Annotated in this window: 16 protein-coding genes; 11 read left to right on the top strand and 5 right to left on the bottom strand. The window is 63.0% G+C overall.

Annotated features, from left to right (window positions below):
- Window positions 1-16: 16 nt before the first annotated feature.
- From ACJH6J_RS24970 to ACJH6J_RS24935, 8 genes are all read left to right on the top strand, one after another.
- Window positions 17-643 carry a dihydrofolate reductase family protein gene (locus ACJH6J_RS24970; protein ID WP_406804699.1) on the top strand — a complete coding sequence of 209 codons (627 nt, stop codon included), beginning with the start codon at window positions 17-19 and terminating at the stop codon, window positions 641-643.
- A gap of 80 nt (window positions 644-723) precedes the next feature.
- On the top strand, window positions 724-945 hold the full coding sequence (locus tag ACJH6J_RS24965; RefSeq protein ID WP_162563755.1) for a hypothetical protein: 222 nt from the start codon (window positions 724-726) through the stop codon (window positions 943-945).
- A 15-nt stretch (window positions 946-960) separates the two neighbouring features.
- A complete protein-coding gene (locus ACJH6J_RS24960) occupies window positions 961-1,245 on the top strand; it encodes a hypothetical protein (RefSeq protein ID WP_406804698.1) in 285 nt (94 codons plus the stop codon).
- Window positions 1,246-1,363: 118 nt separating this feature from the next.
- Complete coding sequence (locus ACJH6J_RS24955) at window positions 1,364-1,834, top strand: DIP1984 family protein (protein ID WP_406804697.1); 471 nt, start codon at window positions 1,364-1,366, stop codon at window positions 1,832-1,834.
- Between the two features lie 341 nt (window positions 1,835-2,175).
- Complete coding sequence (locus ACJH6J_RS24950; protein ID WP_406804696.1) at window positions 2,176-3,630, top strand: DUF3375 domain-containing protein; 1,455 nt, start codon at window positions 2,176-2,178, stop codon at window positions 3,628-3,630.
- Window positions 3,627-4,238 (top strand): DUF4194 domain-containing protein, encoded by a 612-nt coding sequence (locus tag ACJH6J_RS24945; RefSeq protein WP_406804695.1) that lies wholly within the window; start codon window positions 3,627-3,629, stop codon window positions 4,236-4,238. The genes ACJH6J_RS24950 and ACJH6J_RS24945 overlap by 4 nt, the downstream gene beginning before the upstream one ends.
- On the top strand, window positions 4,231-7,509 hold the full coding sequence (locus ACJH6J_RS24940; RefSeq protein ID WP_267324973.1) for an ATP-binding protein: 3,279 nt from the start codon (window positions 4,231-4,233) through the stop codon (window positions 7,507-7,509). The genes ACJH6J_RS24945 and ACJH6J_RS24940 overlap by 8 nt, the downstream gene beginning before the upstream one ends.
- Complete coding sequence (locus ACJH6J_RS24935) at window positions 7,502-8,656, top strand: DUF3322 domain-containing protein (RefSeq protein ID WP_406804694.1); 1,155 nt, start codon at window positions 7,502-7,504, stop codon at window positions 8,654-8,656. Before ACJH6J_RS24940 ends, ACJH6J_RS24935 begins: the two co-directional genes overlap by 8 nt.
- On the opposite strand, the gene ACJH6J_RS24930 is transcribed toward ACJH6J_RS24935, so the two are convergent.
- Both ACJH6J_RS24930 and ACJH6J_RS24925 read right to left on the bottom strand, forming a co-directional pair.
- Window positions 8,639-9,025 (bottom strand): PIN domain nuclease, encoded by a 387-nt coding sequence (locus ACJH6J_RS24930; RefSeq protein ID WP_406804693.1) that lies wholly within the window; start codon window positions 9,023-9,025, stop codon window positions 8,639-8,641. The genes ACJH6J_RS24935 and ACJH6J_RS24930 overlap by 18 nt on opposite strands.
- Window positions 9,022-9,225 carry a type II toxin-antitoxin system VapB family antitoxin gene (locus ACJH6J_RS24925; RefSeq protein ID WP_267324970.1) on the bottom strand — a complete coding sequence of 68 codons (204 nt, stop codon included), beginning with the start codon at window positions 9,223-9,225 and terminating at the stop codon, window positions 9,022-9,024. Before ACJH6J_RS24925 ends, ACJH6J_RS24930 begins: the two co-directional genes overlap by 4 nt.
- A gap of 83 nt (window positions 9,226-9,308) precedes the next feature.
- Here ACJH6J_RS24925 and ACJH6J_RS24920 point away from each other — a divergent pair, with 83 nt between their 5' ends.
- The gene (locus ACJH6J_RS24920) at window positions 9,309-9,968 is read left to right on the top strand and encodes a hypothetical protein (RefSeq protein WP_267324969.1); all 660 of its coding nucleotides are present in this window, start codon (window positions 9,309-9,311) and stop codon (window positions 9,966-9,968) included.
- Window positions 9,969-9,977: 9 nt separating this feature from the next.
- Window positions 9,978-10,235, top strand: coding sequence for a hypothetical protein (locus ACJH6J_RS24915; RefSeq protein WP_406804692.1), 258 nt, complete (start codon window positions 9,978-9,980; stop codon window positions 10,233-10,235).
- Between the two features lie 3 nt (window positions 10,236-10,238).
- Here ACJH6J_RS24915 and ACJH6J_RS24910 read toward each other — a convergent pair whose 3' ends face one another.
- From ACJH6J_RS24910 to ACJH6J_RS24900, 3 genes are read right to left on the bottom strand one after another with little or no spacing between them, the layout of a single operon-like run.
- Window positions 10,239-13,568: a Swt1 family HEPN domain-containing protein gene (locus tag ACJH6J_RS24910; protein ID WP_406804691.1), complete on the bottom strand. Its 3,330-nt coding sequence runs from the start codon at window positions 13,566-13,568 to the stop codon at window positions 10,239-10,241.
- Window position 13,569: 1 nt separating this feature from the next.
- On the bottom strand, window positions 13,570-16,389 hold the full coding sequence (locus tag ACJH6J_RS24905) for a DUF1156 domain-containing protein (RefSeq protein WP_406804690.1): 2,820 nt from the start codon (window positions 16,387-16,389) through the stop codon (window positions 13,570-13,572).
- A complete protein-coding gene (locus tag ACJH6J_RS24900; RefSeq protein WP_406804689.1) occupies window positions 16,389-19,799 on the bottom strand; it encodes a helicase-related protein in 3,411 nt (1,136 codons plus the stop codon). Before ACJH6J_RS24900 ends, ACJH6J_RS24905 begins: the two co-directional genes overlap by 1 nt.
- A gap of 275 nt (window positions 19,800-20,074) precedes the next feature.
- On the opposite strand from ACJH6J_RS24900, the gene ACJH6J_RS24895 reads away from it, so the two are divergent.
- Entirely contained in the window at window positions 20,075-20,401 is a 327-nt protein-coding gene (locus ACJH6J_RS24895) for a helix-turn-helix domain-containing protein (RefSeq protein ID WP_406804688.1), read from the top strand.
- Window positions 20,402-20,570 lie beyond the last annotated feature (169 nt).

Raw genomic sequence — 20,570 nt, 5'->3', positions numbered from 1 at the left:
TCACCAGGAGCTGGAAATGGGCCAGATTCACCTCGCGTTGTTCGCCACTCTCGACCTCGTCGGGCAGGCGCCCGGCGGTCCCGGAGAGGACTCCGACGGCGATTTTCCTTTCGAAGGCTGGCAGGCACCGCTGATCGACGAGGTGTCGGGGGAGCAGGTCGGCGCCGCGTACGAAGGCACCGACGCGCTGCTGCTCGGCCGGCGGACGTACGACATCTTCGCGGGCTACTGGCCGCACCAGAACGACGAATTCGCGGCCATGTTCAATCGGATCCCCAAGTACGTCGCCTCGCGCGGCAAGCCCGATCTCTCGTGGTCCGGCTCGACGCAGATCGGCACGGATCTGGTCAGCGAAGTGCGGGAAATCCGTGATCGCCACGAGCACGTGAAAGTGGTCGGGAGTTTGAACTTCGTGCAGACCCTGTTGCGCGAAAAACTATTTGATCGCATCGACCTCTGGGTGCATCCTATTGTCCTGGGGGTAGGCAAGAAGGTGTTCGATGGCGGTCCGGTGCCGTCGAACCTGACGCTGCTCAAGCCGCCGGTATCGAGCCCGGCCGGCATCGTGTACCTGCAGTACGGATTGGCCGAGGGCGTACCGGCGACGGGGGACATGAGCGAACCGGATCGGGGGGACGTTTGATTGGTACGGACTGGACCCGCGGCGTACTCGCCGGAGCGGTCTTAGGGGGAGTCGGCTGGGGTCTGTTGGCGGTCGGGGCCATGGGCCCCGGTGATGATCCGCACCTCGACCGGGTAGCTGGAACGAATTTGACTGCAGCGGTGAGTGTTTCGCTGATATGTCTACTGATTGCAGCACTGTTGTTGCGCGCGCGGGTACTCAGCAGCGTCGCTGTGGCGCTGGTGGTCGCACCCGTGAGCGTTTGGTGCATTGTCGGTCTGCTGTACCTGCAGGCCGTTGCCACGGTGACGGTGTGTCGCTGACCAGAGGAGGTGCGCATGTCCTTCGAGCATGAGAGCACGCTCGACCCACGGATCGAGCGCGAGGTTGATCCGCGATATCTGTTCGGCGGCTACGCGCTCGGCCTGGTCGTGATGTCCCCGGCGCCGCTGTTTTACTACTGGCTGTTCGCGCCGGCGGGCGCGTTGCTGGTCGCCGCGGCCGCGGTTCTGGTCGCGACGGTGCGGCCGCGGTTTGACGACGTGGCATGTGGCGCGTTCTTTGCCGCCCTGTTCGGCCTGGTTGCGGTGCTCGTGCTGTTCTTCGTCGGCGCGCAGGGCTGATCGCCACCGACCGTCTGGCCTGCTGAAAAATACGTTGCCGGCCAAGCCTTTTCCGCTCATCATGGTTCGGGCCGAGAAACGAACGCTCGGCCGGTGCCATCAGGAGCGAGGTGAGATCATGAAGTTGGCAGAAGCTTTGTCGTTGCGTGCGAACGCAGTTCGCCGTATCGAGCAGTTGCGCGTGCGCGTCGTGGGTAACGCACGGTTCCAGGAGGGCGAAGAGCCCGCGGAGGACGCCGCAGCGCTACTGGTCGAGATCGACGGCGCGCTGGGCGATTACGAATCCCTGATTCGGCGGATCAACCTGACGAACGCGACCAACTCGATCGGGGCCGACGGCACGCTGACCGACGCACTCGGTCGGCGCGACGCGCTGCGGTTGCGGCACCACGTCCTGACCACGGCTGCGGATGCGGCGGCCGGTGCCGGCCAATACGGCTACTCGCGGCAGTTGCGCTCGGAGCTGAAGATGTTGTCCGCCTTGTCCGTCGGCGATCTGCGGTCGCAGGCCGATCAAGTGGCGCAGGAGCTGCGCGCGCTTGACGTCCGGATCCAGAAGGCGAACTGGGAGATCGAGCTGCTGGACTGACAGCAGCATGGTGTAGCAGGTAGTTGTCGCGGAGGCGTGCACAAAACCGCAAACGGCTCCAACCGTTCAGGCGCACGGAGGGCAGTGCAACGGGTTCGATTCCCACGCGCACACCGCAGCCCAGCAATGCGCACAGGTGACAGAGCACGAGGCACAACGCATCACCACGTGCAGATCTACGACAGCGAGGGTGGGTATGGGGCCTACACCACAGAATCAGCGCCAGTCGTCGCCGGCGACCGACGGATCGGTCCGCCGCCGGGTCTGCACGTGGTCTGCCGCGAATGACTGACTTTACGACCATGATGAGGCTTGTCACTGCTTGCGATTAGTCTCCAAACATGGCGATAACATCCACCGTCCTGCGCTTCCGGCGCCTGCAGCAGGAGGCGCCGGAATGGTCGCTGCTGAGGGCCCGCAACGCGGGGCTGATCATCGCCGTGGTCCAGGGCTACTTCCCGCCTGAACGACGTGCGCGCACAGCCGCCGAGGTGGTCGCCGAACTCGACCAGGATCTCCAACTTCTCCGCGAGACGGGCGCCGAATTTGATTCGACGGCAACAGGATATGTCGCCTCGTGGGTTCACGACGGCTACTTGATCCGTCGTCCCGGTCAGATGCGGGGGACCGAGACGTTGACGCCGTCGGCGGCGGCGTTGAACGCTGCGGCGATGGTGCATGCGATCGATGCGCCACAGCGTGCTGCGTCGGCGTCACGGCTGGGTTCGATCGCCGCCAACCTGATTGCACTGCAACGCGATTCGGACCCTGTTTCTGCGTCGCGACTCGCGCTGCTGGAGGCCGAGCGCAATGCTCTCGAGCGGCGGATCGACGAAGTCGAACGCGGAGATTTCGCGGTGCTCGATGCGGAGACCGCAAAAGAGCGGGTGGCCGAGACGTTGGGCCTGGCGCAAGAGGTACCCGTGGATTTCGCCCGCGTGCGGTCGACCATCGAAGAACTCAGCCGGGACCTTCGGGCCAAGATCCTTGACGACACTGCTGAGGGCGGTGCAACGTTGGGCAACGTTTTTCGCGGCGTCGATCTGCTGGCCGACTCGGAGGCAGGGCGCTCTGTGAACGGCTTTTACGACGTGATCCTCGACGCTGAACAATCGACCCGCCTTCAAGAAGCGATCAGCGCCATCCTGTCACGAGACTTCGCGGCTGAGTTGGCTCCTCAAATGCGTCTTGACCTGAGCACTCTGCTCACCCGCTTGGAAGACGAGGCCGCCACAGTGCGGCAGACCATGATCCTGTTGTCCCGGTCGTTGCGCCATTTCGTGCTGTCGCGCCAGTACGAGGAACATCGACGGCTCCGCCAGTTGATTCAGCGTTGCCAGTCGCTTGCTGTGCAGGTGAGTACCCATCACCGGCCTGAGAAGCCGATGAACTTGGAACTCACGCGAATCGGCATGCAAATTCGGTCGATTGCCGCACTCAAACTGCACAACCCCGGCGAGGGCCGAGTGCCGACGGAGTTCGATCGGCACGATACTGATGAGGTCGACTTCGCGGACCTCGCCGCGCAGGCACACGAATCCGACATCGATTTCGAGGAACTCCGCAGCAACATCATCGCCAGGCTCAATGGGTCGGCTGGACCGGTCAGCGCCGGACAGGTACTGACCGAGTTCCCCGCCACCCAGGGCCTGGCCAGTATCGTCGGCCTGATGGTCCTCGGCGCCGAGCACGGCAGCATCTCGGCCGACACCATCGAACACGTCGCTTTCGATCGGCGCACTGTTGTGCTCCCGACCATCACGTTCAGCCCCGACGCATTCGAGGATCACCGGTGAACCCCGAGGAGATCTTCCCGTTCGAGGCCAAGCGAGCGCTGGTCCAGCTACTCCGAGGTCCGGTGGTGACACATGACGCACATCGGCAGCAATGGTCTGCGATTCTCGCGCATCGCACCGAAATCGAACGTCGCCTGGCCGACGTGTTCCTGGACCTCGTCCTCGACGAGGACGACGGCATCGCGTTCACCCGGCCGCAACCGGCGCCCGACGATCCCAAACTCGCTCCGCCGCAGGTGCTTCGAACCGAAATGCTGACTTTCATGGACACGCTGGTGGTCCTCGCGCTGCGTTATCAGTTGCTCGTGGCACCGCCTGGGCAGCGGGTCATCGTCGACTACGACGACATTGCCGCCGATATGGATCCGTACCGTGGCCGCTACACCACCGATGCCGCGGGGTTCCGGAAGCGGATCAACGCGTCGTGGGAAAAGATGAAGAAGTACTCGCTGATTTCCGCTGCTGACACGGCCGGCCGTTTCGAAGTGTCACCGGTGCTTCGCCAACTGTTCGACGCGGACGAAGTCGCCTTGGTCGAAGCCGAGTACCAACGGCTCCTGGATGCCGACAGTGACCCCAACCCCGACCCCGAGGCCGGCGATGAGTGAGGACGTGTTCCGGCATGGTCAGCACCGCCTGGCCCGGGTTCAGCTGTTCAATTGGGGTACCTACGACGGTTATCACGACCTGTCCGTGGCACGCCGGGGCTTCCTGATCACGGGCCCGTCCGGCTCGGGTAAGTCCACCTTGCTCGACGCGATCTCCACGGTGCTCGTGCCACCGACGAAACTCAGTTTCAATGCGGCCGCGCAGGGCCGCGGTCGCACCGTGGCGTCGTACATCCGTGGTGCTTACGCTCGCGGGTCCGATACCGATACTCGCGAATTGCGGTCCCGTTACCTGCGGGAGGGCGCGACCTGGAGCGCAGTCGGGTTGACGATGACCACCGCTGATCCCGCTGGTGACACCGTCACGACATTGGTTGCGCTCTTCCATCTCAAGCGCGGCAGCAATGATCTCGGCGAATCGGGCCGCGCGTTCCTGCTGTTCGACCACCATCTGGACATCACCGAACTGCGACACGTGGTAACCGACGGGATCGACGTGCGTGGGTTGAAGAAGCGTTGGCCTGACGTGCTCTACAACAAGAGCTACCCCCAGTTCGGTCAGCGGCTCCGTGCCAGGTTGGGGATCGCCGACGAGAACGCGCAACTGTTGCTGCATCGCGCCATGTCAGCCAAAGGCCTCGACAGCCTCGATCGGTTGTTTCGTGACTACATGCTCGACGAACCGGACACGTTCGCCGAAGCACGTCGTGCAGTCGAGTTCTTCGCTGACCTCGACGAGGCGCACCGCAGAGTTGTGCAGACGCGCGAGCAGATCGCCGCACTGATGCCGTTGGAGAGTCTGACCGAGACTCGAGACCGAGAAGCCCAACAGACCCGGGAACTGGGCGAGGAGCTGGCAGCACTTGACGGGCTGGCTGCGCGCTTCGAACTTCTTTTGGCGCAGGGTTGGCGCACCGACGCCGAGGCAGCGCACGCCGACGCCGTGACGCGGGAAGAACAGGCAAGCTCTGTCCGGCTCCGCGCTGCCGCAGCGTTGAAGGATGCCGAGCGTGCGCGCGACGGAAATCAGTCCCTGCGCGAACTCACTGATGCGTTGAGCGACGCCGACGAGCAGGTCCGTCGGGTGGACACGCAGCGGGCCCGATTGGACGTGGCCTTGCAGCCCTGGGACACAACGGTTCCGGATACCGCCGAAGAGTTTGCCACCATGTGCTCGCAGATCGCACGGGAAGCAGCAGAACTCGCGGCTGGTGCGGACGAACACGACGCTGCCCGCAGCGCCCTCATCCTTGCTGCCGCACGTGCCGACGAACTTGTCACCGACCTCAAACAGCAGATCGCCGCGCTTGCGGGCCAGAAGTCGAATCTGGACCACAAGCTGCTGGCGGCTCGGAACCTGGTAATGCAGGCGACGGGGCTGCCCGCACGGGCATTGCCGTTCGCGGGTGAACTGATCGACGTCATCGACCCCGCTTGGGCGGGCGCTGCCGAGCGCGTGCTCGGCGGGTTGGGCCGCACGATGCTGGTTGCCGACGAGCACGCCGACGATGTCGCGGCCGCCGTCGATGCTGCCCACCTGGGTACGCGGTTGGTGTGGCGGCGCGTGGATCTACATCGCACCCACCGAATTTCGGCGGTCGGCGCGGAGTCGATCGTGAACGTGCTTCAGATAGCGGAGGGGCCGTGGCAGCACTGGCTGCATTTCGAACTCGTCTCCAGCTTCGACTACCGGCGCGTCGACAACGCGCGGGAAGTCGGACGACACCACCGTGCCGTGACCCGCGCCGGACAGACCCGCAACGGCGACCGGCACATCAAGGACGACCGCTCAGCGATCGACGATCGACGGCACTACGTACTGGGCACGAACAATGACGCCAAGCTTCAGGCCTTGCGTGACGGGCTGCGCCGGGCCGAAGACGATGCCGGTTCAGCGCACCGTCGAGAACACGCTGCGCGCGCCGAATCCGACAACCGCCGAGACCGGATCGCATCGGCTCCCGGCATCGTCGCTGTGGAGTGGGATGAACTGGACCTTGTCGCAGCGGAAGCCCACCGTCTCGATGTGGCCGAACGGCTCGCGGCACTGCGTGGTGACGCGGAAATCGACCGCCTGGAAGCTGCCGTGGTGGCGGCACAAGCCGAGACCGAACGGTCTGAAAAGACATATGACAACGCGCGTGAGGCGTTGTACTCAGCCCGTCTGCATGCCCAAAACGTCGCTTCCCGTATCGAAGAACTGCAACGGATGGCGGCCGCGAGCGACGAGTCGTCGCCCGAACTGACCGCGCGTTATTGCGCTCGGTTCGACGAGGGTAAGCGTGCTGCGCTGCGACTCAACGGTTTTCCCGCCGCCGAACGAGCGGTGGCGACGCAGATCCGGGCAGAGCACGCAGCGTCCGAGAAGAAGCTGTTGCAGGCGCAACATGCGATCGAGACCGTGCTGCAGCAGTACCTCAACCGTTGGCCACATCCAGAGCTTGCCGCCGAGCCCGGCTATGCCGACGATGCTGTGGCATTCCTGCGGCGGCTGCGCGCCGATGACCTGCCCAGCGTGGAGAATCGATTTTTCGACCTCAACGACCGGCAGTCGAATCAGAATCTTGGCACGCTCGCGCTGCGAATCCGGCGCGCGCCCGGTGAGATCCGTCGTCGGATCGACGAGGTGAACTCGTCTCTGGCACACTCGGAATTCGACCGCGGCCGATTCCTGAAGATCGACGTCCGCGATTCCCTGCATCCTGACGTGACGGAATTTCTCGCGGCCATCGCAAGCGTGCAGGAGGGGTCGCTGCTCGCCGACGATCGCCAGGCCCAGGAGCAACGATTCGAGCGGATGCGGGAGCTGCTCGGACGGCTCGGATCGTCCGATGCTGGCGATGTGGCGTGGCGCAACCGCTGTCTGGATACTCGGCGGCACGTGACGTTCGTCGGGATCGAAATGGATTCGGAGGGTACGGCAGTCAATCATCACGATTCCTCGGATGCGCTGTCGGGCGGGCAGGCGCAGAAACTGGTGTTCTTCTGCCTGGCGGCGGCCCTTCGGTATCAACTTGTCGGATCCGACGCCGACGTGCCCAAGTACGGCACCGTGATCCTGGACGAAGCATTCGACCGATCTGACCCCGAATACACTCGGCGCGCGGCAGATGTTTTCGACCAGTTCGGTTTTCATCTCGTCCTTGCCACCCCGCTGAAGATGATCCGGACACTGCAGGACTACGTCGGTGGCGTCGCCACGGTGTCGATTCGCGATTCAAAGGCCTCCCGGCTGGGCGTCGCGTCCATCAGCGAGGCGGCTGATGGTTGAGCCGCCCAAGCTGCTGATGCCCGACGACGTGGCAGCCAAGGCGCGACGCGCAGTGGACCGCAATCTCAAATCGTGGCTCTTCGGTGCCGTCGCCGATGCGATGACCATGAGGCTCGGTAGCCCTGGTGAAGCGGCCGTCGCGGCTCATCGTGCGGTCGTCGAGAACTGGGTCCACGCCTGGCAGGCGTCCCGTCTCGATGTCCGTTGGGAGGAGCGACGGTGGCCGAGCCTTGGCAGGCAACTGCTGCCGGTCGCGGTGACCATCGACGGGGCCGACGCCATTGTCGCTGCCGCGGGGGAGACTCAACGCTGGCGTTCATTGCAACAGCGCTGCGTTGAGTTGCGGGCGCTCGATGACCGTCGGGATTGGCCTGCAGTGCTCTCCGCCACGTTCCGGTATTGGAATACCTTGACCGACAATGACTTCGAGCGGCTCCTGGCTGTGGTTCGTTGGCTGCAACAGCACCCGGACTCCGGACTGCTGATGCGGCAGCTGCCGATTCCTGGCGTCGATACCAAATGGCTGGGCGCTCACCGTATCGCCGTGACCGCGCTCGCGGTGCCACTCGGTGTGCCTGACCATCTGGGACTGCGGGAGCGTGAACTGCTGCGCGCGGTCGTCATCGCTGATCCTGCTTTGCGGCAAGGTCTTCCGCGTATTTTCGCAGCGCCGGACCGCGAACTTGCGGACCTTGCCCTTGCGCCATCCCAGGTACTGGTTGTCGAAAACTTGCAGACTCTCGAAGCGCTGCCTGACATACCGGGCACCGTTGCCGTGTTCGGTTGGGGTGACCATGCGACCGCGGTAGCCAGATTCCCGTGGCTGCGGACTGCATCCCGTGTTCTCTACTGGGGGGACCTCGACACGGACGGGTTCGATATCCTGGCCCGCTTCCGGGCTGAATGTCCGTGTGAGAGCTTGCTGATGGATCGCGACAGTGTGGACCGCTGGCGCGATCTCGCAGTGCCACACGGTGGGGGTGGGTCGGTGGACGCGGCGCGGCTCACCCAAACCGAGCGCGCAGCACTGGACGTCGTGCTTCGAGATGGCCTCCGCTTGGAGCAGGAGCGGATACCGATCGGCGCAGCGGTTGAACTGCTGATGTCGACTGGGTCTGGCCGGGCGCGGTCAGGTATCCAGTTGTAGCGATGTATGTCGGGCAATCGCATCGAAGTCGCTGTCGGAGTGCAGGATTGCAATCTGCTCACGTATGGCGTGTGCGGCGATGAGGCAGTCGATCAGCTTGCGCACCGTTTCACCCCGGCGCCGGCAGGCACGGTAAATCGCTGCGGCGTCTTCGTAGTCAGTGGGTGCGGTGGGCAGGGTCTGTGCCCGCGCCAAAAGGCCGCGGAGGTCTCTCAAATGGTGCTCATCTCGGGAACCGGCGAGGATCTCCATCTGGATGGGAGCGCAGATCGCGATCGGCTGCGCGAGCAGCTCGTCGACGCGCTCGCAGGCACTGCTTCCGGTGTTCCGTAGGAACTCGACCCAGGCTGACGTGTCAACGAGGATCATCGGGCGCGGTCGCCGCGCAGTTCATCGAGATTGCCATCCCATCCAGACCCTCTGAGTTCCCGCGCCGCTTTGAGGTCCAGTGCTTCCTGCGCGAGATTACGCAACGCGAAGTTCACCGCATCGCGCTTGCTGGTCAGGTGGAACCTGCGCATGACGACCTCGCATGCCTCGTCATCGATGTCGATGTTTGTGCGGGCCATACACCAACGATACACCATGGGTGCGTGCTACGGGATGAAAGGGTATTCCGGCATGGCGCTACGGTTAGCGCTACGGTTGGCATGTGTACGACCTCGACGCTGTGCTGGAATCGGCCGCGCGACTACAGCGTTTGGTTCCTGATGCCGTGCTGGTCGGCGGATCGGCAGCGGCTTATCATGCGCGACATCGAGACTCCTTCGATCACGACCATGTCCTGCGTGATCTGGAGCAGCGGTTCGACTCGGTATTGGATGCGCTAGAATCCGACCCCGAGTGGGTATTCAACCGCGCGAAGCCCGGCAAAATCATCCTCGGCGAACTGGGTGGAATCGAGGCCGGTGTCCGGCAGATGATCCGCACGGTTCCTCTTGAGGTCGAAGAGGTTTCGTTGAGGTCAGGCCAAACTATCCGGGTGCCGACGGCGGAAGAGGCGTTACGCGTCAAGGCGTGGCTTATCGTGCGACGCAATCAGGTGCGCGATTACCTTGATGTGGCAGCGCTGTCGGACACGTTCGGAATCGACTGGGCCGCATCGATATTGAGTCATATCGACAGCTTCTACGCAGACGTGAACGCGGGTCCGGACAGCGTGGCTTCACAGATTTTGCGGCAACTCAGCGAGCCACGCCCGAAAGATTCCCGGGTGACAATGCAGCTTGCGGGCTACAAGGCACTGCGTGAGCCGTGGACGGACTGGGGCCGCGTCGTGCTGCAGTGCCGTGCGATCGCAGATGCGATGTGAGGGGTAGAGGTGCCCGCACTGAAGTTTCGCAATTTGATCGTCACCCCCGATGACCCCGTAGAGACGTGGGGCGTGGAAGGGATCACGACGGCGATTGACCGCGGATCGCTGATGCATTGGAAGCGCATCATCGCTGCCGTGACCGCAGATCCGCATGGAGAGGTTGCCAAGGACCTGGCTCAGGCCGTCGAGTTGGCCGAAGACGTTGGGGTGGTGGCGCGCATGCGCCGACTGCTCGACCTCGTGGCGGCGGACCGGGTACCCTGAGCGTCAACTCTCCTCAAACCCCGACTGATCGAACTTCAGCGTCTTGGCGTTCTCGGCGACCGTACGAATCTTGTTCTCGTCGAAGCCGTTGGAGTTGACCGCTTCGATCTCGATCCGCACCACCAGGTCGATTCCCTGGTCCCGCAGGTTGGCAATGACTTCGTCGGCGATGTTCTTGAAATCGAGTGCAATCTTGTCGGAGCTGAGGGTCTTGACGCCGTAGAAGCGGGTCTTGTTCGGCGGGAAGCCGACATCGACGCCTGGTCCCTTGGCCGGCTGCGGTGTCGTCGGCGAGGGACCAGGGTCACCGGGTTCGGGTGCAGGAATCTCTTCAGAACGCTGCTTTGTCGCGACATCGGGGCGTACCAACAGCAGGGAGTCTGTCGCGGCCGGCGCCGAGTTCGTGTCACCCGGAATCCACAGGCCGACGTACCGGCCGTCTTCGTAGCCGGTCGCCAACGCAAAGGCGTCGGTCTCCCAGATCAGGGGAAGGTCAAGGACGCCTTCCTGCAACACCTTTCGATCGCGCAGGCGCGGCATGTACGGATACTGACAGTAGAGCTCCCACAGCGCGCCGAGCGCGACGTGCCCGTCCTTCCAGATCTGCGGGACCTTGTTGATGGCAAGGCGAACGGTCACAGCGGCCTGCCGGATTGACAGATCGCCGTCGCTGCCGAGACGTCGGGATACCCGTTCGGCTAGCGACTCCGACTGCCCTTCCACTTTCGTCTCACGGAGGATGAACGGTGCGCCGGCATCCGGCTGCGACGGGATCAAGGCCCAGGTAAATGTCTGCAGGAGACGTGATTTGACTGTCTGATCGGCCGCCGCCTGTCGCTGGGTGGCCTGGTCCTTCTGGTTCTTGGTGAGGCCCAGGTCGACCTCGTTGGCAAGTACCTGGCTCCAGCCGAGGTAGTCGCGCACCGCATTGTCGAGCTCTTCGAGACGCGCTTCGTCGGCGGCCAGATGCACCAGCATGTTGCGGTTGGTCCGGTTGGCCGATCCTCGGTGTTCAGTCGCATTGTGCGCGAATGTCCTTGCCACGGACTCCGTGCCGCGCTTATGAGCAACCTTGGGGTGCAGGATCACCAGTCGGGCTTCGTCGGTATCCGGGATATCGGTGTTGGATTCCGGGCACACATGTACGCCGGCGAAGTCACCGCGGGTACGGGCCTGGGCTTGCAGGCGGAGGGCGATCTCGGCCCAGACATCTTCCTTGTGCAGGCGCTCGGCCTGGTCCTTGGCGTAGCGAGTGATGTTGGCCTGGAGGTCATACCAGTACTTGCCGGAACCTGAGTAGAAGTAGGTCGCTCGATCACCGAGCTGTGTCAGTGCGGCATGGAAGTTGCCGGGAACGTCACCGGGCACCGCCGTGCCCACGAACACTCGTTGGGTTTCTAGCCCTTTGTGGGCGGATCCGATGGTCGGCACGGCGCCAAAGAACACGGTTCTGGCCAGGCGTTTGGTCAGGGACCGCTGACCGAACAGGGGTTTGGCAATGTCGATGCGGGCCGGTTCGGAGTTCGGGCCGTCGACATCGGCGTCGATCACGGCCTTCCACGAATCCTGAAGGTAGCTCGTCAATTCCGAATTCACTCGTCCGACCGCCAGTGGGATCGAGCCGGGCATGATGAGTGGGGACGAGTCGTCGCCAGTCCACAGCGCGTGGATCACGGTGCTCATCAGACGCAGCACTCCACGGGTGCGCTGGAACCGCTCCAGCGATGACCACTCCTCGTAGAGGCGATCGAAGAGTTCGGGATGAATGGGATAGGTCCGTTTGATGCGGTCCTCGTAGGCCGGCTCGCGGGATTCTCGCGGAAAATCGTCGCTGTACTTGCGATAGAAGTCGACATAGGCGCGTGCGGTGGCTCCGATCGAGGCCAGCGCGGCGGCATCGGGTAACTGGAAGAGCCGTTGCCGGACGATTTGGTAGGCCTCGAGCGATGAGGCAGGGCGCCACTGGTCGGCGACGCGGCCGACGACTCGCTGCAGTCGATGCAGGGCTTCCAATCCGTTGGAGCCGCCGACTTCCTCGGCGCTTCCGGCAATTGGCTCCGAACTGTCGATGGAATTGGAAGCCGGTATCGAAATGACCAGCAATACGCCAGATGTTCCTTTGGCGGCTTCGGTGAGCGACTGCGCGAAGGTGAACTGGTCGTCAAACGTGCCGCCCGCAAGGTCGTCACGTCCGACCAGTGAGCGGGCGTACGCGACCCATTCGTCGACCAGGATGACCGCGGGGGAGTACTTGGCCAGCAGCTCGTGCAGGGCTGCGCCCGGTGGAGTTCGATTCGAGTCAGCTTCGGCGACAAGCGCGTAACCCGCGGCGCCGCCCAGTTGCCAGGCCAACTCGCCCCAGATGGTGTTGACGTGCGGTCCGTCGGTTTTCGGTTCCCCGGCGGGGCTGAAGTGGTTGCCGACGATCGCGACGCGATTGACCGTCCCGGCCTGGTAGCCGTTGGCGGTCAGCAAGTCAGCCGTTTCTTGTGGGAAGTCACCTACCGGTAGCCCGGCGGCGACATGCCACAAGGCCAGCATCGAGTGTGTCTTGCCGCCACCAAAGTTGGTCTGCAGGTTGATCACCGGCGGCGCGTTGTCATCGCCGGACAAACGCCTGACGGCTCGGCCGATGAGGTCGGTCAGGCCTTCGGTCAGATAGGTCCGCCGGAAGAAGGTCACTGGATCGGCGTAGTCCGAATCCTGTTCTCCGCCAAAGGCGACCTTGTGCAGATCGGCCGCGAATTCTGAGGACGCGAAGTTGCCCGTCGCGACATCGTCGTGGGGCGGCAGCACCTCGCGCCACGGCTTGAGCCCGGTGGCCTCAGGGTTGTCGACTGCGGCTTTGAGTACCTTCTTGTCGTCCTTGTCGGCTGTGACCCGGCGCAGGTTCCGCTTGATGGTTTGGACTTCGTCGGCTTCGGTGCCGCTACCGATCAATCGCATCAGCCGCTCGGCGGTGTCGAGCGTTCGGTAGGCATCGTCGTCGCTGAAGGAGCCGTTGTGTGCCCAGGTGTTTCGCGCCTCGCGCAGCTCGATCGCGAATGACTCGCCGGCCCTGCCGAGCGATTCGTTGAACGGGTACCAGCCCTTCCTGAACCCGCCGGTGACATTGCTTTCGGTGAGCATCCGCAACTGGACCTGAGGGTCGAGCGGTTCATATGTCTTGGATGACGGGGCGCCGTTTTTCGAGTCTTTGTTCTGTACAAGCTTGGGCCAGGCGGCACCGATGGCCGGGTCGCCCTGCCCGATCACCGAGGAAATGAAATCGTCCAAGGCGGGCGCGATGACCTCGAACATGCGGTTGATGCGGTCCCGATTGCTCAGTGCCATGTCAGTCGTCCCCCTCGTCGTAGTCCAAAGTTCCCTGCGCGCTTGCCGCCGGTGCATCTGCCCGTGCCACGTCAATGATTTCGGGCCAGCTGGTGACGAGGCTGTTGAAGCTCAGCGCGTCCTTTGTCCAGCCGTTACTTTCGGCAATCCGGAAGAGCAGGTGCGCGAGTTCCTTCACCAGATCGGCGTCGATGGTGGCATCCGGCCGGCTCAATGCGGTACGAAGGAATTCGCCGGCGGGCGTGATGCCCTCGCCTTCGAGCGTCTTGATCAAGTGATGCAGCACTTCCCAGTTGCTGGTGTGCAGATCGGTGAGCACGTCGTAGTCGATGGCCAGGTCTGCCGGCTTGATCAGCTGGACCTTGCCGGCGCGGCTGATCAAGATGCCGTCGCGATCCATGGTGTCGACGGAGGTGTTACGGGCGTTGGCCAGATTGTTGGCGTCACCGAAGGTGCCTGTGCTGTAGCCATGTTGGCGATACCAGGCGATGGCAAATCGGCTGGTCGAGTCGAAATCGCCTTCCTGCTCGTTGAGCACCTGGTCGAGAATCTCGTTGATCCGCGCCAGCGCGGAACGCACCGACATCTTGGAGCCGTCGGGTTCCAGCACTGCCGAGTACCGGGAGAACACAGCCATGCCTGGGCCGATGGCGGCTTGGGGTAGGTCGACAGGGGCAACCTGCCCTTGTTGAAGGTTGCGGAGTGCCTCGGGCAACTCGGATTCGAGCGCGGTAATTAGTCCTCGACGGTCGATCGCCGCGGCACCCTCCGGCCGCGGTCGGAGCGACAGTACGATTGAAGACGCGAGAGCATTAGAACCGCTGGCAATCATTCGGTAGCCCTGCTCACTCCGCAGTGGCCAGGTCGAGGTTATCTCCCAACCTGCGCGGATCATTCCATCGAGAAGCGTCTCCCACCCTGTCGAGGCCTCTCCGCGTTCCGTTGTCTCGCTCTGTTTAAATGCGTAGTAGACGGTGATCGGATAGTGCCGCGACGCGCTGATCCGCGCACGGGCGAACACTTGTCGAAATCCGTCCTCGAAGAATTCGCGTGCACCGTGGCTGCCAGCATGCCGGTACGGGTTTGCGACTAATTCCTCCGCTTTCGGAACCAACATTGTCGACAGGAGGGCGGGGTGAATCGCGCGCACTGAGCGACGAAGCCAGATGTAGAAGAAATCGGACAGATCCGAGTAACCGATATTGTCGTAATACGGCGGATCTGTGGAGACGACCGCGTTCTCGTAATTGGCGGTTGTCGCGTCGACTTGCCTCACTGTCCCATCGATTTGGGTGGGTCCGTTTTCGAAAGCATCAGTAATCCAATCGAACTGGCTGACGAAGTTTCCGGTTGACGAGGAGAAGAGGTTGGCCTCCGCAAAGTCCCAGGTCATCGGGATCGCTTGCCGGCCGAAGGTGTTGCGAACCTTGCCCAGTGACGAATCCCAGCTTGCGATTGTCGACGAACGATCGGCAGTACGACTGACGCCTAGCCCAAGGTAGGTCGCTACCGCGTCGGCGTACGCGGCGGCACCGGTTCCGCCGGACTCGAGGCGGTCGCCTTCGTGCATTCCTGAGGCAATGGCGTCTGCGAGTACTCGTTCGCGGGCCTCGGCGACCAGGTCGCTGAATGTGGTGAGTGCGGTGAGCTGTCGCGATGTGAATAAATCGGCGAACGTGGTCATGCCGTAGTTCCGAGTCTTGAAGTCGCGAGGGTTGTTTGGGAGCTCGCCTCGCGGTACGTCGTCTGGATCTGGCACGTGGGCTGCCGCCTCGTGGTCAGGTGTAGGTCCAAGATAGACGCGTGCGCGATCTCCTTCCGCGACAGTCGCCATGAGCTGAGAACCCATCCGTCCCGCTCGCCCTTCGGCGCGAATGTATTTCAGCTCAACCGCTGATCCGCAACCGATGCATGCGGCACCAGTGCGCCCGACCGTGCCGTCGGTCTCAGCGGTCGGTGTCGACTTCGGGTCGTGGCCGATAGCGAAATGAACCTTTCCGTCGACCACCGACGGCACGACATACGCCTCTTTACCCTTCTTCTTGCCGAGCCACCAACTGCGGACCAGCGGCATCGCGATACCGCACGCCGGGTTGGGACACGTAACGGTTCGAGCCCAAATCCATGCAATGACGGTTGCGGTTGACCCGCCTGGCAGGGTCGCTTTGGGGTAAAGGTGCCCGATCCGTTTTTCTGCCTCATCGCGCATCCACGCTCCGTAGGCACGCACGTCAGCGGCGAGTCCGTCGGCGCTCTTCCACGAGCGGATCTCCGAGTCGGCCAACAGTGGGAACACCGGCGACTGGTTGCGGAACTTTGGTGGAATCTCGATCAGTGCTTTGTTGATCAGCACCGCAACGGGATTCAGGTCCGACGCGTGGGCCTCGAGGCCGAGTCTCTGAGCCTCCAGGGGAATGGTGCCGCCGCCGGCGAACGGGTCGAGGATGGGTGGGGGATTCCCATCCGTCGATTTGAGAATTTCTGCATGGGCCTCGGCCATAAGCGATTCATCCCATGAATTCCTCCAAACGACCAATCGCTCGATCAGCGCATGCAGGCGGTCGCGCTCCTTGCGCTGGAGCTCGTCGGTTGGGAATTCATCTGGATGTGCGCTCGGGTCATCAACAAGCTGGGCAAACAGCACCGCTCGCGCTGCTACGTTCGGTCGCCGAGCCCACCACAAGTGCAACGTGCGCGGATGGGGGCGGATCGCTGGAACTTTCTCGTACGCCGCCTCTCGGTTGATCGCCTCCAGGGGAATCGCCACCTCGATGAGTTTGCGATTGTAGACAGGCCCTGCCGTTGTTTTGGTTTTTGTCATCAGAACGGGTCCACTCCTTTAGCCCACATCTTCTTCCAATCGCCGCGTACGCCGGTGGCGTCGAAGTCGCCGAGATCCGTTGAGGCGAAAGGATTGTCGAGGTAGCGCACGTCGTCGTACTCGACGCCGCGCGGGTCAACCCGCACCAGGGCGAGCCGATACCGTGGCGCGGCATTCTTGCCGAGCATCACCTCGTTGTGGGTGACGAAGAAATCGGTGGCACCGTCGATACGGGCCTTCACCTCGATGCGGTAGGTTTCCCCGTCGGCATCTGCCGACAAGATGTCAAAGCCCTTGTTGTTGAAGGCCTGCTCGACCGGCTCGCGGCCCAGCGCCCGTTCGGCGGCAAGCACCAGATCGACCCCGCGGCGCTCGACTTCCTTGGTCTCTTTGGCGTGCATTGGCACGGAGGTCGGCAGGTCGGCATCGACCATGCCCACAGGAAGTACCAGTGCGGCGGTGACGATGCGCGGGGGTTTGGTCGACATCAGTGCCTGCCGATCCAACAACTCCAGCCGTTTACGCAGCCGGGCGTCGAGCTCGACAGCCTTGCGATTCAGGCTTTCCGCGGATTCCTTTGGCTTCGCCCCCGACTGTTCCTTCTCCGATGCCACGGCGGCATCGAGAAGCAGCCGGTCGCGTTCGCCCTCAAGGCGTTTGGTCACCAACTCGCGCGTCTTGGCGAGTTCGGCAGCCCGGCGCGGTTGTACCTCGGCGAGGTACTGGGGCAGGCGCGTGGTGATGATCCAGCTGGTGGCGCGGTCTTCTGCGTCGGCCAGCCAGGACAGCTGGCGGGCCGCGGCTACTGCCGGCGTCTCGGGCGCGGCAACACAGTCCAGATAGGGTGCGGGGCCGGCTGGGCTCACGGAGCCCTGGCTGTCCACGTACGCGTATCCGAACCGTCTGGACACCGAAGCGCCGGTGGCATCGGCGACCTCTTCGGTGACGCCGACCAGAAGCTGCGGCTCATCGAGCGTCGCAGACACCAATACTGTTCCGTTGGTGAGCGTTTCCCCGAAGCGACGGATGGCTTCGTGCATCACCGCGTCGTGGAGCGGGTGGCCTGGGGCGAGCAAGTCGGCGCGGGCCAGTTCGTCCGAATGCACGTGTTCGAGGTCGAAGGTCACGCGGTCGTATTTGGTGGGAATGGGCCCGAACTTGGGGTCGCGCAGTTGTGCTGGGATATTGCTGATTTCGTACCGGCCGCGTTCGCGTTTGGCGATCCGTCCGCCGAGACGGGAGAACGCCGCTTTGAAGGCCATCTCGATGTAGTGAGGTTGTAGGCGGCGTGCTCGCGCGTCGTCCATGGCTGCGCGCAGCTTTTCCAGCTCAGCCTCGGCGAGATGGTCGGACGCGAGCGCGCGCTCTTCGAGCAGCTCCTTGAGGCCGTCGGCGACGTTGTGGTCGATGACCTGCTGCATCTTGGCCCGAGTCTCGGGCAGTTCGCCGTAGCGGATCGCTTCCATCAGCAGGTCGCGCAGCGGCGTCTCGTTGAACGCCTCGCCAAGGACGTCGAAAACCTTGCCGCCGTAGGCCTCTCGCTGCTCTTCGATCTTTTCGAGCAGCCGGACGAAGACGTCGCCCTCACGAGTGTTGCTGGCGACGATGTTCCACAGCCTGCAGACTTCTTCCTGTCCGATGCGGTGGATGCGTCCGAACCTTTGTTCGATCCGGTTCGGGTTCCAGGGAAGGTCGTAGTTGACCATCAGGTGTGCGGCCTGCAGGTTGAGTCCCTCGCCGGCGGCGTCGGTGGCCAGCAGGATTTGGCAGTCCCGGTTCTTGGTGAACTCTTCGGTGATCTGGCGGCGCTCGCGGCGCCGCACTCCGCCGTGAATGGCCTGCACGGCAGAGGGTTTCCCGAGGAGTGATCGGATCCTGCCCGCCAAGTAATCAAGGGTGTCGCGATGTTCGGTGAAGATGATGAGCTTGCGCGGCCATCCGTTGGGGTCTGTTGTCAACGCCTCGTCGTGAAGGATGTTGCTCAGCTCGGTCCACTTGCGATCGGTCCCGGAATCGCGCACTGCTTTGGCGGCTCGGGTGAGCTCTGCCAACTCGAGCAATTCGGCGTCGAGTTCTTCGACGGTCTGTGCAGCGGTGGCCGCATCGAGCAGTTCCTCTTCGAGCGCTTCGATCTCTTCGGAGTTGTAGTCGTCGGCGTCGAGGGCACCGACGTCGACGGTGGGTTCGCTTTCGGCGTAGGTGCCGTTGGCGATTTCCTGCTTCTTGCGTTCGAGTCGCTCGGTTCGGCGGACCAGGCTCTTGTAGATCGCCTCGGGGCTGGAAGCGAGCCGTCGCTGCAGCACAGTGAGTGCGAATCCGACTGTGTTCTTACGCTTTCCGCCCACGCGGTCGGCGCGGTTCATGCCTTCGCGAACGTAGGCTGTGACCTGCTCGTAGAGCGAATGTTCAAGTGCAGTCAGCTCGTAGGGCACGGTTTGGGCGCGGCGCTCCGGAAAGAGTTTCTTGCCGTCGAAGGTCAGGAGGTCCTCCTTGACCATGCGCCGCATGATGTCGGAGGTGTCGGCGGTCTTGGTGTTCCTGCCCTCGAACCGGTCGCGGTCCAGGAGGGTCAGGAAGAGATTGAAGTCTTCGTTCTTACCCGAGTGCGGCGTGGCCGTCATCAAGAGGAGGTGACGGGTGATCCGTCCGAGCAGCTCACCGAGCTGAAAGCGCTTGGTCTTCTCCAGCTTTCCGCCGAAATAGTGGGCGCCCATGCGGTGCGCCTCATCGACGATCACCAGGTCCCACTCGGTTTCTTTGAGCTGGGCCTGCAGTTCCTCATTGCGGGACAACTGGTCCATGCGAGCGATCAGCAATGGATTGGTCTCGAAGACGTTGAGGTTGACGTTCTCATCGATGCGCTGGTTGGTCAGCAGGTTGAACCGCAGTCCGAACTTGAAAAACAGCTCGTCCTGCCACTGCTCCACCAGGCCGCCGGGAGCGACGATCAGACACTGGCGGACGTCGTCGCGCAGCAGAAGTTCCTTGATGTACAAGCCGGCCATGATGGTCTTGCCGGCGCCGGGATCGTCCGCAAGCAAGAACCGTAGCGGCGTGCGCGGGAGGAGCTGACCGTAGACGGCGCGGATCTGATGCGGAAGCGGTCGCACGTCGCTGGTGGCGACGGCCAGCATGGGGTCGAAAAGCCCTGCGAGGCTGATTCTTTGCGCCTCGGCGACCAGTTTGTAGTCGGACGCAGATGAGTCGAACGGCCGGCTACCCGTCGCGGCGACTCGTAGCTGGTCCTGGTCCTTGCGGAATACCACTTGCTGTCCGAGCGTGCCGTTGTTGGTTCGGTACGTCAGCTCGACGGCCTCTGTGCCGTGCTGTTGGGCGGCAAGCACCGTGACGACTTCAGCGGGGATCAGGCCTTCTATTCGAAGTCCTGATTTGAGTTCTTCTAGCAGCATCCGACCTCCCCGGTTGACCGGTCCGAGGCCTTTCCTGCCGTCTGTGAACCGGTTCCGCACGAGCCCGCGTTGCGCGCAGGGTTATGCCAACCGTCAGACATGTCGACTGGCCACCCCGGCGCTCCCTTCACTCGTCGGGAGGCCATATATATGTGGCTAAACCGACTGATGGGAGCTTACAGCCAGATCGATATGGCTATGGCGGCAACGCCGCAAATCGTCTGCGGTGGGTTCGAGCACTCCGGCTTGAACGCACGTAAGAGTGGACGGCCATCGTGGAGAGCCATATTTATCTGGTCGACCTTGTCGCTGGTCATCGGCAGATTGCAGGGGTGCCAGAGTCAGACATCGAGAGGCAATTAGGCGATGCCCTCGGCCGTCGGCTCCTTGAATTGAGATCGGCACGCGGCCTCACTCAGGAGGCTCTGGCCCATGCAGCAGGAATAGCGCGTAACCACTACCAATTGTTGGAGCACGGCATCAATGACCGAGACAAGCGGAGTCCGGCAAACCCAACATTGTCGACCCTTGTGGGTCTCAGCAGCGCGTTGGGGATGACCGCTGACCAGTTGGTCGCAGAGATACTCGCCGAACTGAGCTGAGTGGTACCTGATATCCGTGACAGGTAGAGGCAACGGCCAAGTCTTTTGTCGACCCGAAGTCGATGCAGCACCGCTACCACGCCACCTGCCGGGAGCAATTGTCAATACCTGTGGATCGGGGTGTTTCAGGCGACCTCCGTTTCGGTGTGTTGATCGCCGTCTGACGGTG

It is taken from the genome of Mycobacterium sp. SMC-18 (genome assembly GCF_045310895.1).
Taxonomy (GTDB): domain Bacteria; phylum Actinomycetota; class Actinomycetes; order Mycobacteriales; family Mycobacteriaceae; genus Mycobacterium.
The sequence above is the reverse complement of the archived record's forward strand: the minus strand, read 5'-3'. Positions and strand labels throughout refer to the sequence as shown.

What these genes read in the sequence shown, in the direction of transcription:
- ACJH6J_RS24970 (WP_406804699.1), top strand. Translation starts at nt 17, where the DNA reads ATGGGCCAGATTCACCTCGCGTTGTTCGCCACTCTCGACCTCGTCGGG.
- ACJH6J_RS24965 (WP_162563755.1), top strand. Translation starts at nt 724, where the DNA reads ATGGGCCCCGGTGATGATCCGCACCTCGACCGGGTAGCTGGAACGAAT.
- ACJH6J_RS24960 (WP_406804698.1), top strand. Translation starts at nt 961, where the DNA reads ATGTCCTTCGAGCATGAGAGCACGCTCGACCCACGGATCGAGCGCGAG.
- ACJH6J_RS24955 (WP_406804697.1), top strand. Translation starts at nt 1,364, where the DNA reads ATGAAGTTGGCAGAAGCTTTGTCGTTGCGTGCGAACGCAGTTCGCCGT.
- ACJH6J_RS24950 (WP_406804696.1), top strand. Translation starts at nt 2,176, where the DNA reads ATGGCGATAACATCCACCGTCCTGCGCTTCCGGCGCCTGCAGCAGGAG.
- ACJH6J_RS24940 (WP_267324973.1), top strand. Translation starts at nt 4,231, where the DNA reads ATGAGTGAGGACGTGTTCCGGCATGGTCAGCACCGCCTGGCCCGGGTT.
- ACJH6J_RS24935 (WP_406804694.1), top strand. Translation starts at nt 7,502, where the DNA reads ATGGTTGAGCCGCCCAAGCTGCTGATGCCCGACGACGTGGCAGCCAAG.
- ACJH6J_RS24930 (WP_406804693.1), bottom strand. Translation starts at nt 9,025, where the DNA reads ATGATCCTCGTTGACACGTCAGCCTGGGTCGAGTTCCTACGGAACACC.
- ACJH6J_RS24925 (WP_267324970.1), bottom strand. Translation starts at nt 9,225, where the DNA reads ATGGCCCGCACAAACATCGACATCGATGACGAGGCATGCGAGGTCGTC.
- ACJH6J_RS24910 (WP_406804691.1), bottom strand. Translation starts at nt 13,568, where the DNA reads ATGGCACTGAGCAATCGGGACCGCATCAACCGCATGTTCGAGGTCATC.
- ACJH6J_RS24905 (WP_406804690.1), bottom strand. Translation starts at nt 16,389, where the DNA reads ATGACAAAAACCAAAACAACGGCAGGGCCTGTCTACAATCGCAAACTC.
- ACJH6J_RS24900 (WP_406804689.1), bottom strand. Translation starts at nt 19,799, where the DNA reads ATGCTGCTAGAAGAACTCAAATCAGGACTTCGAATAGAAGGCCTGATC.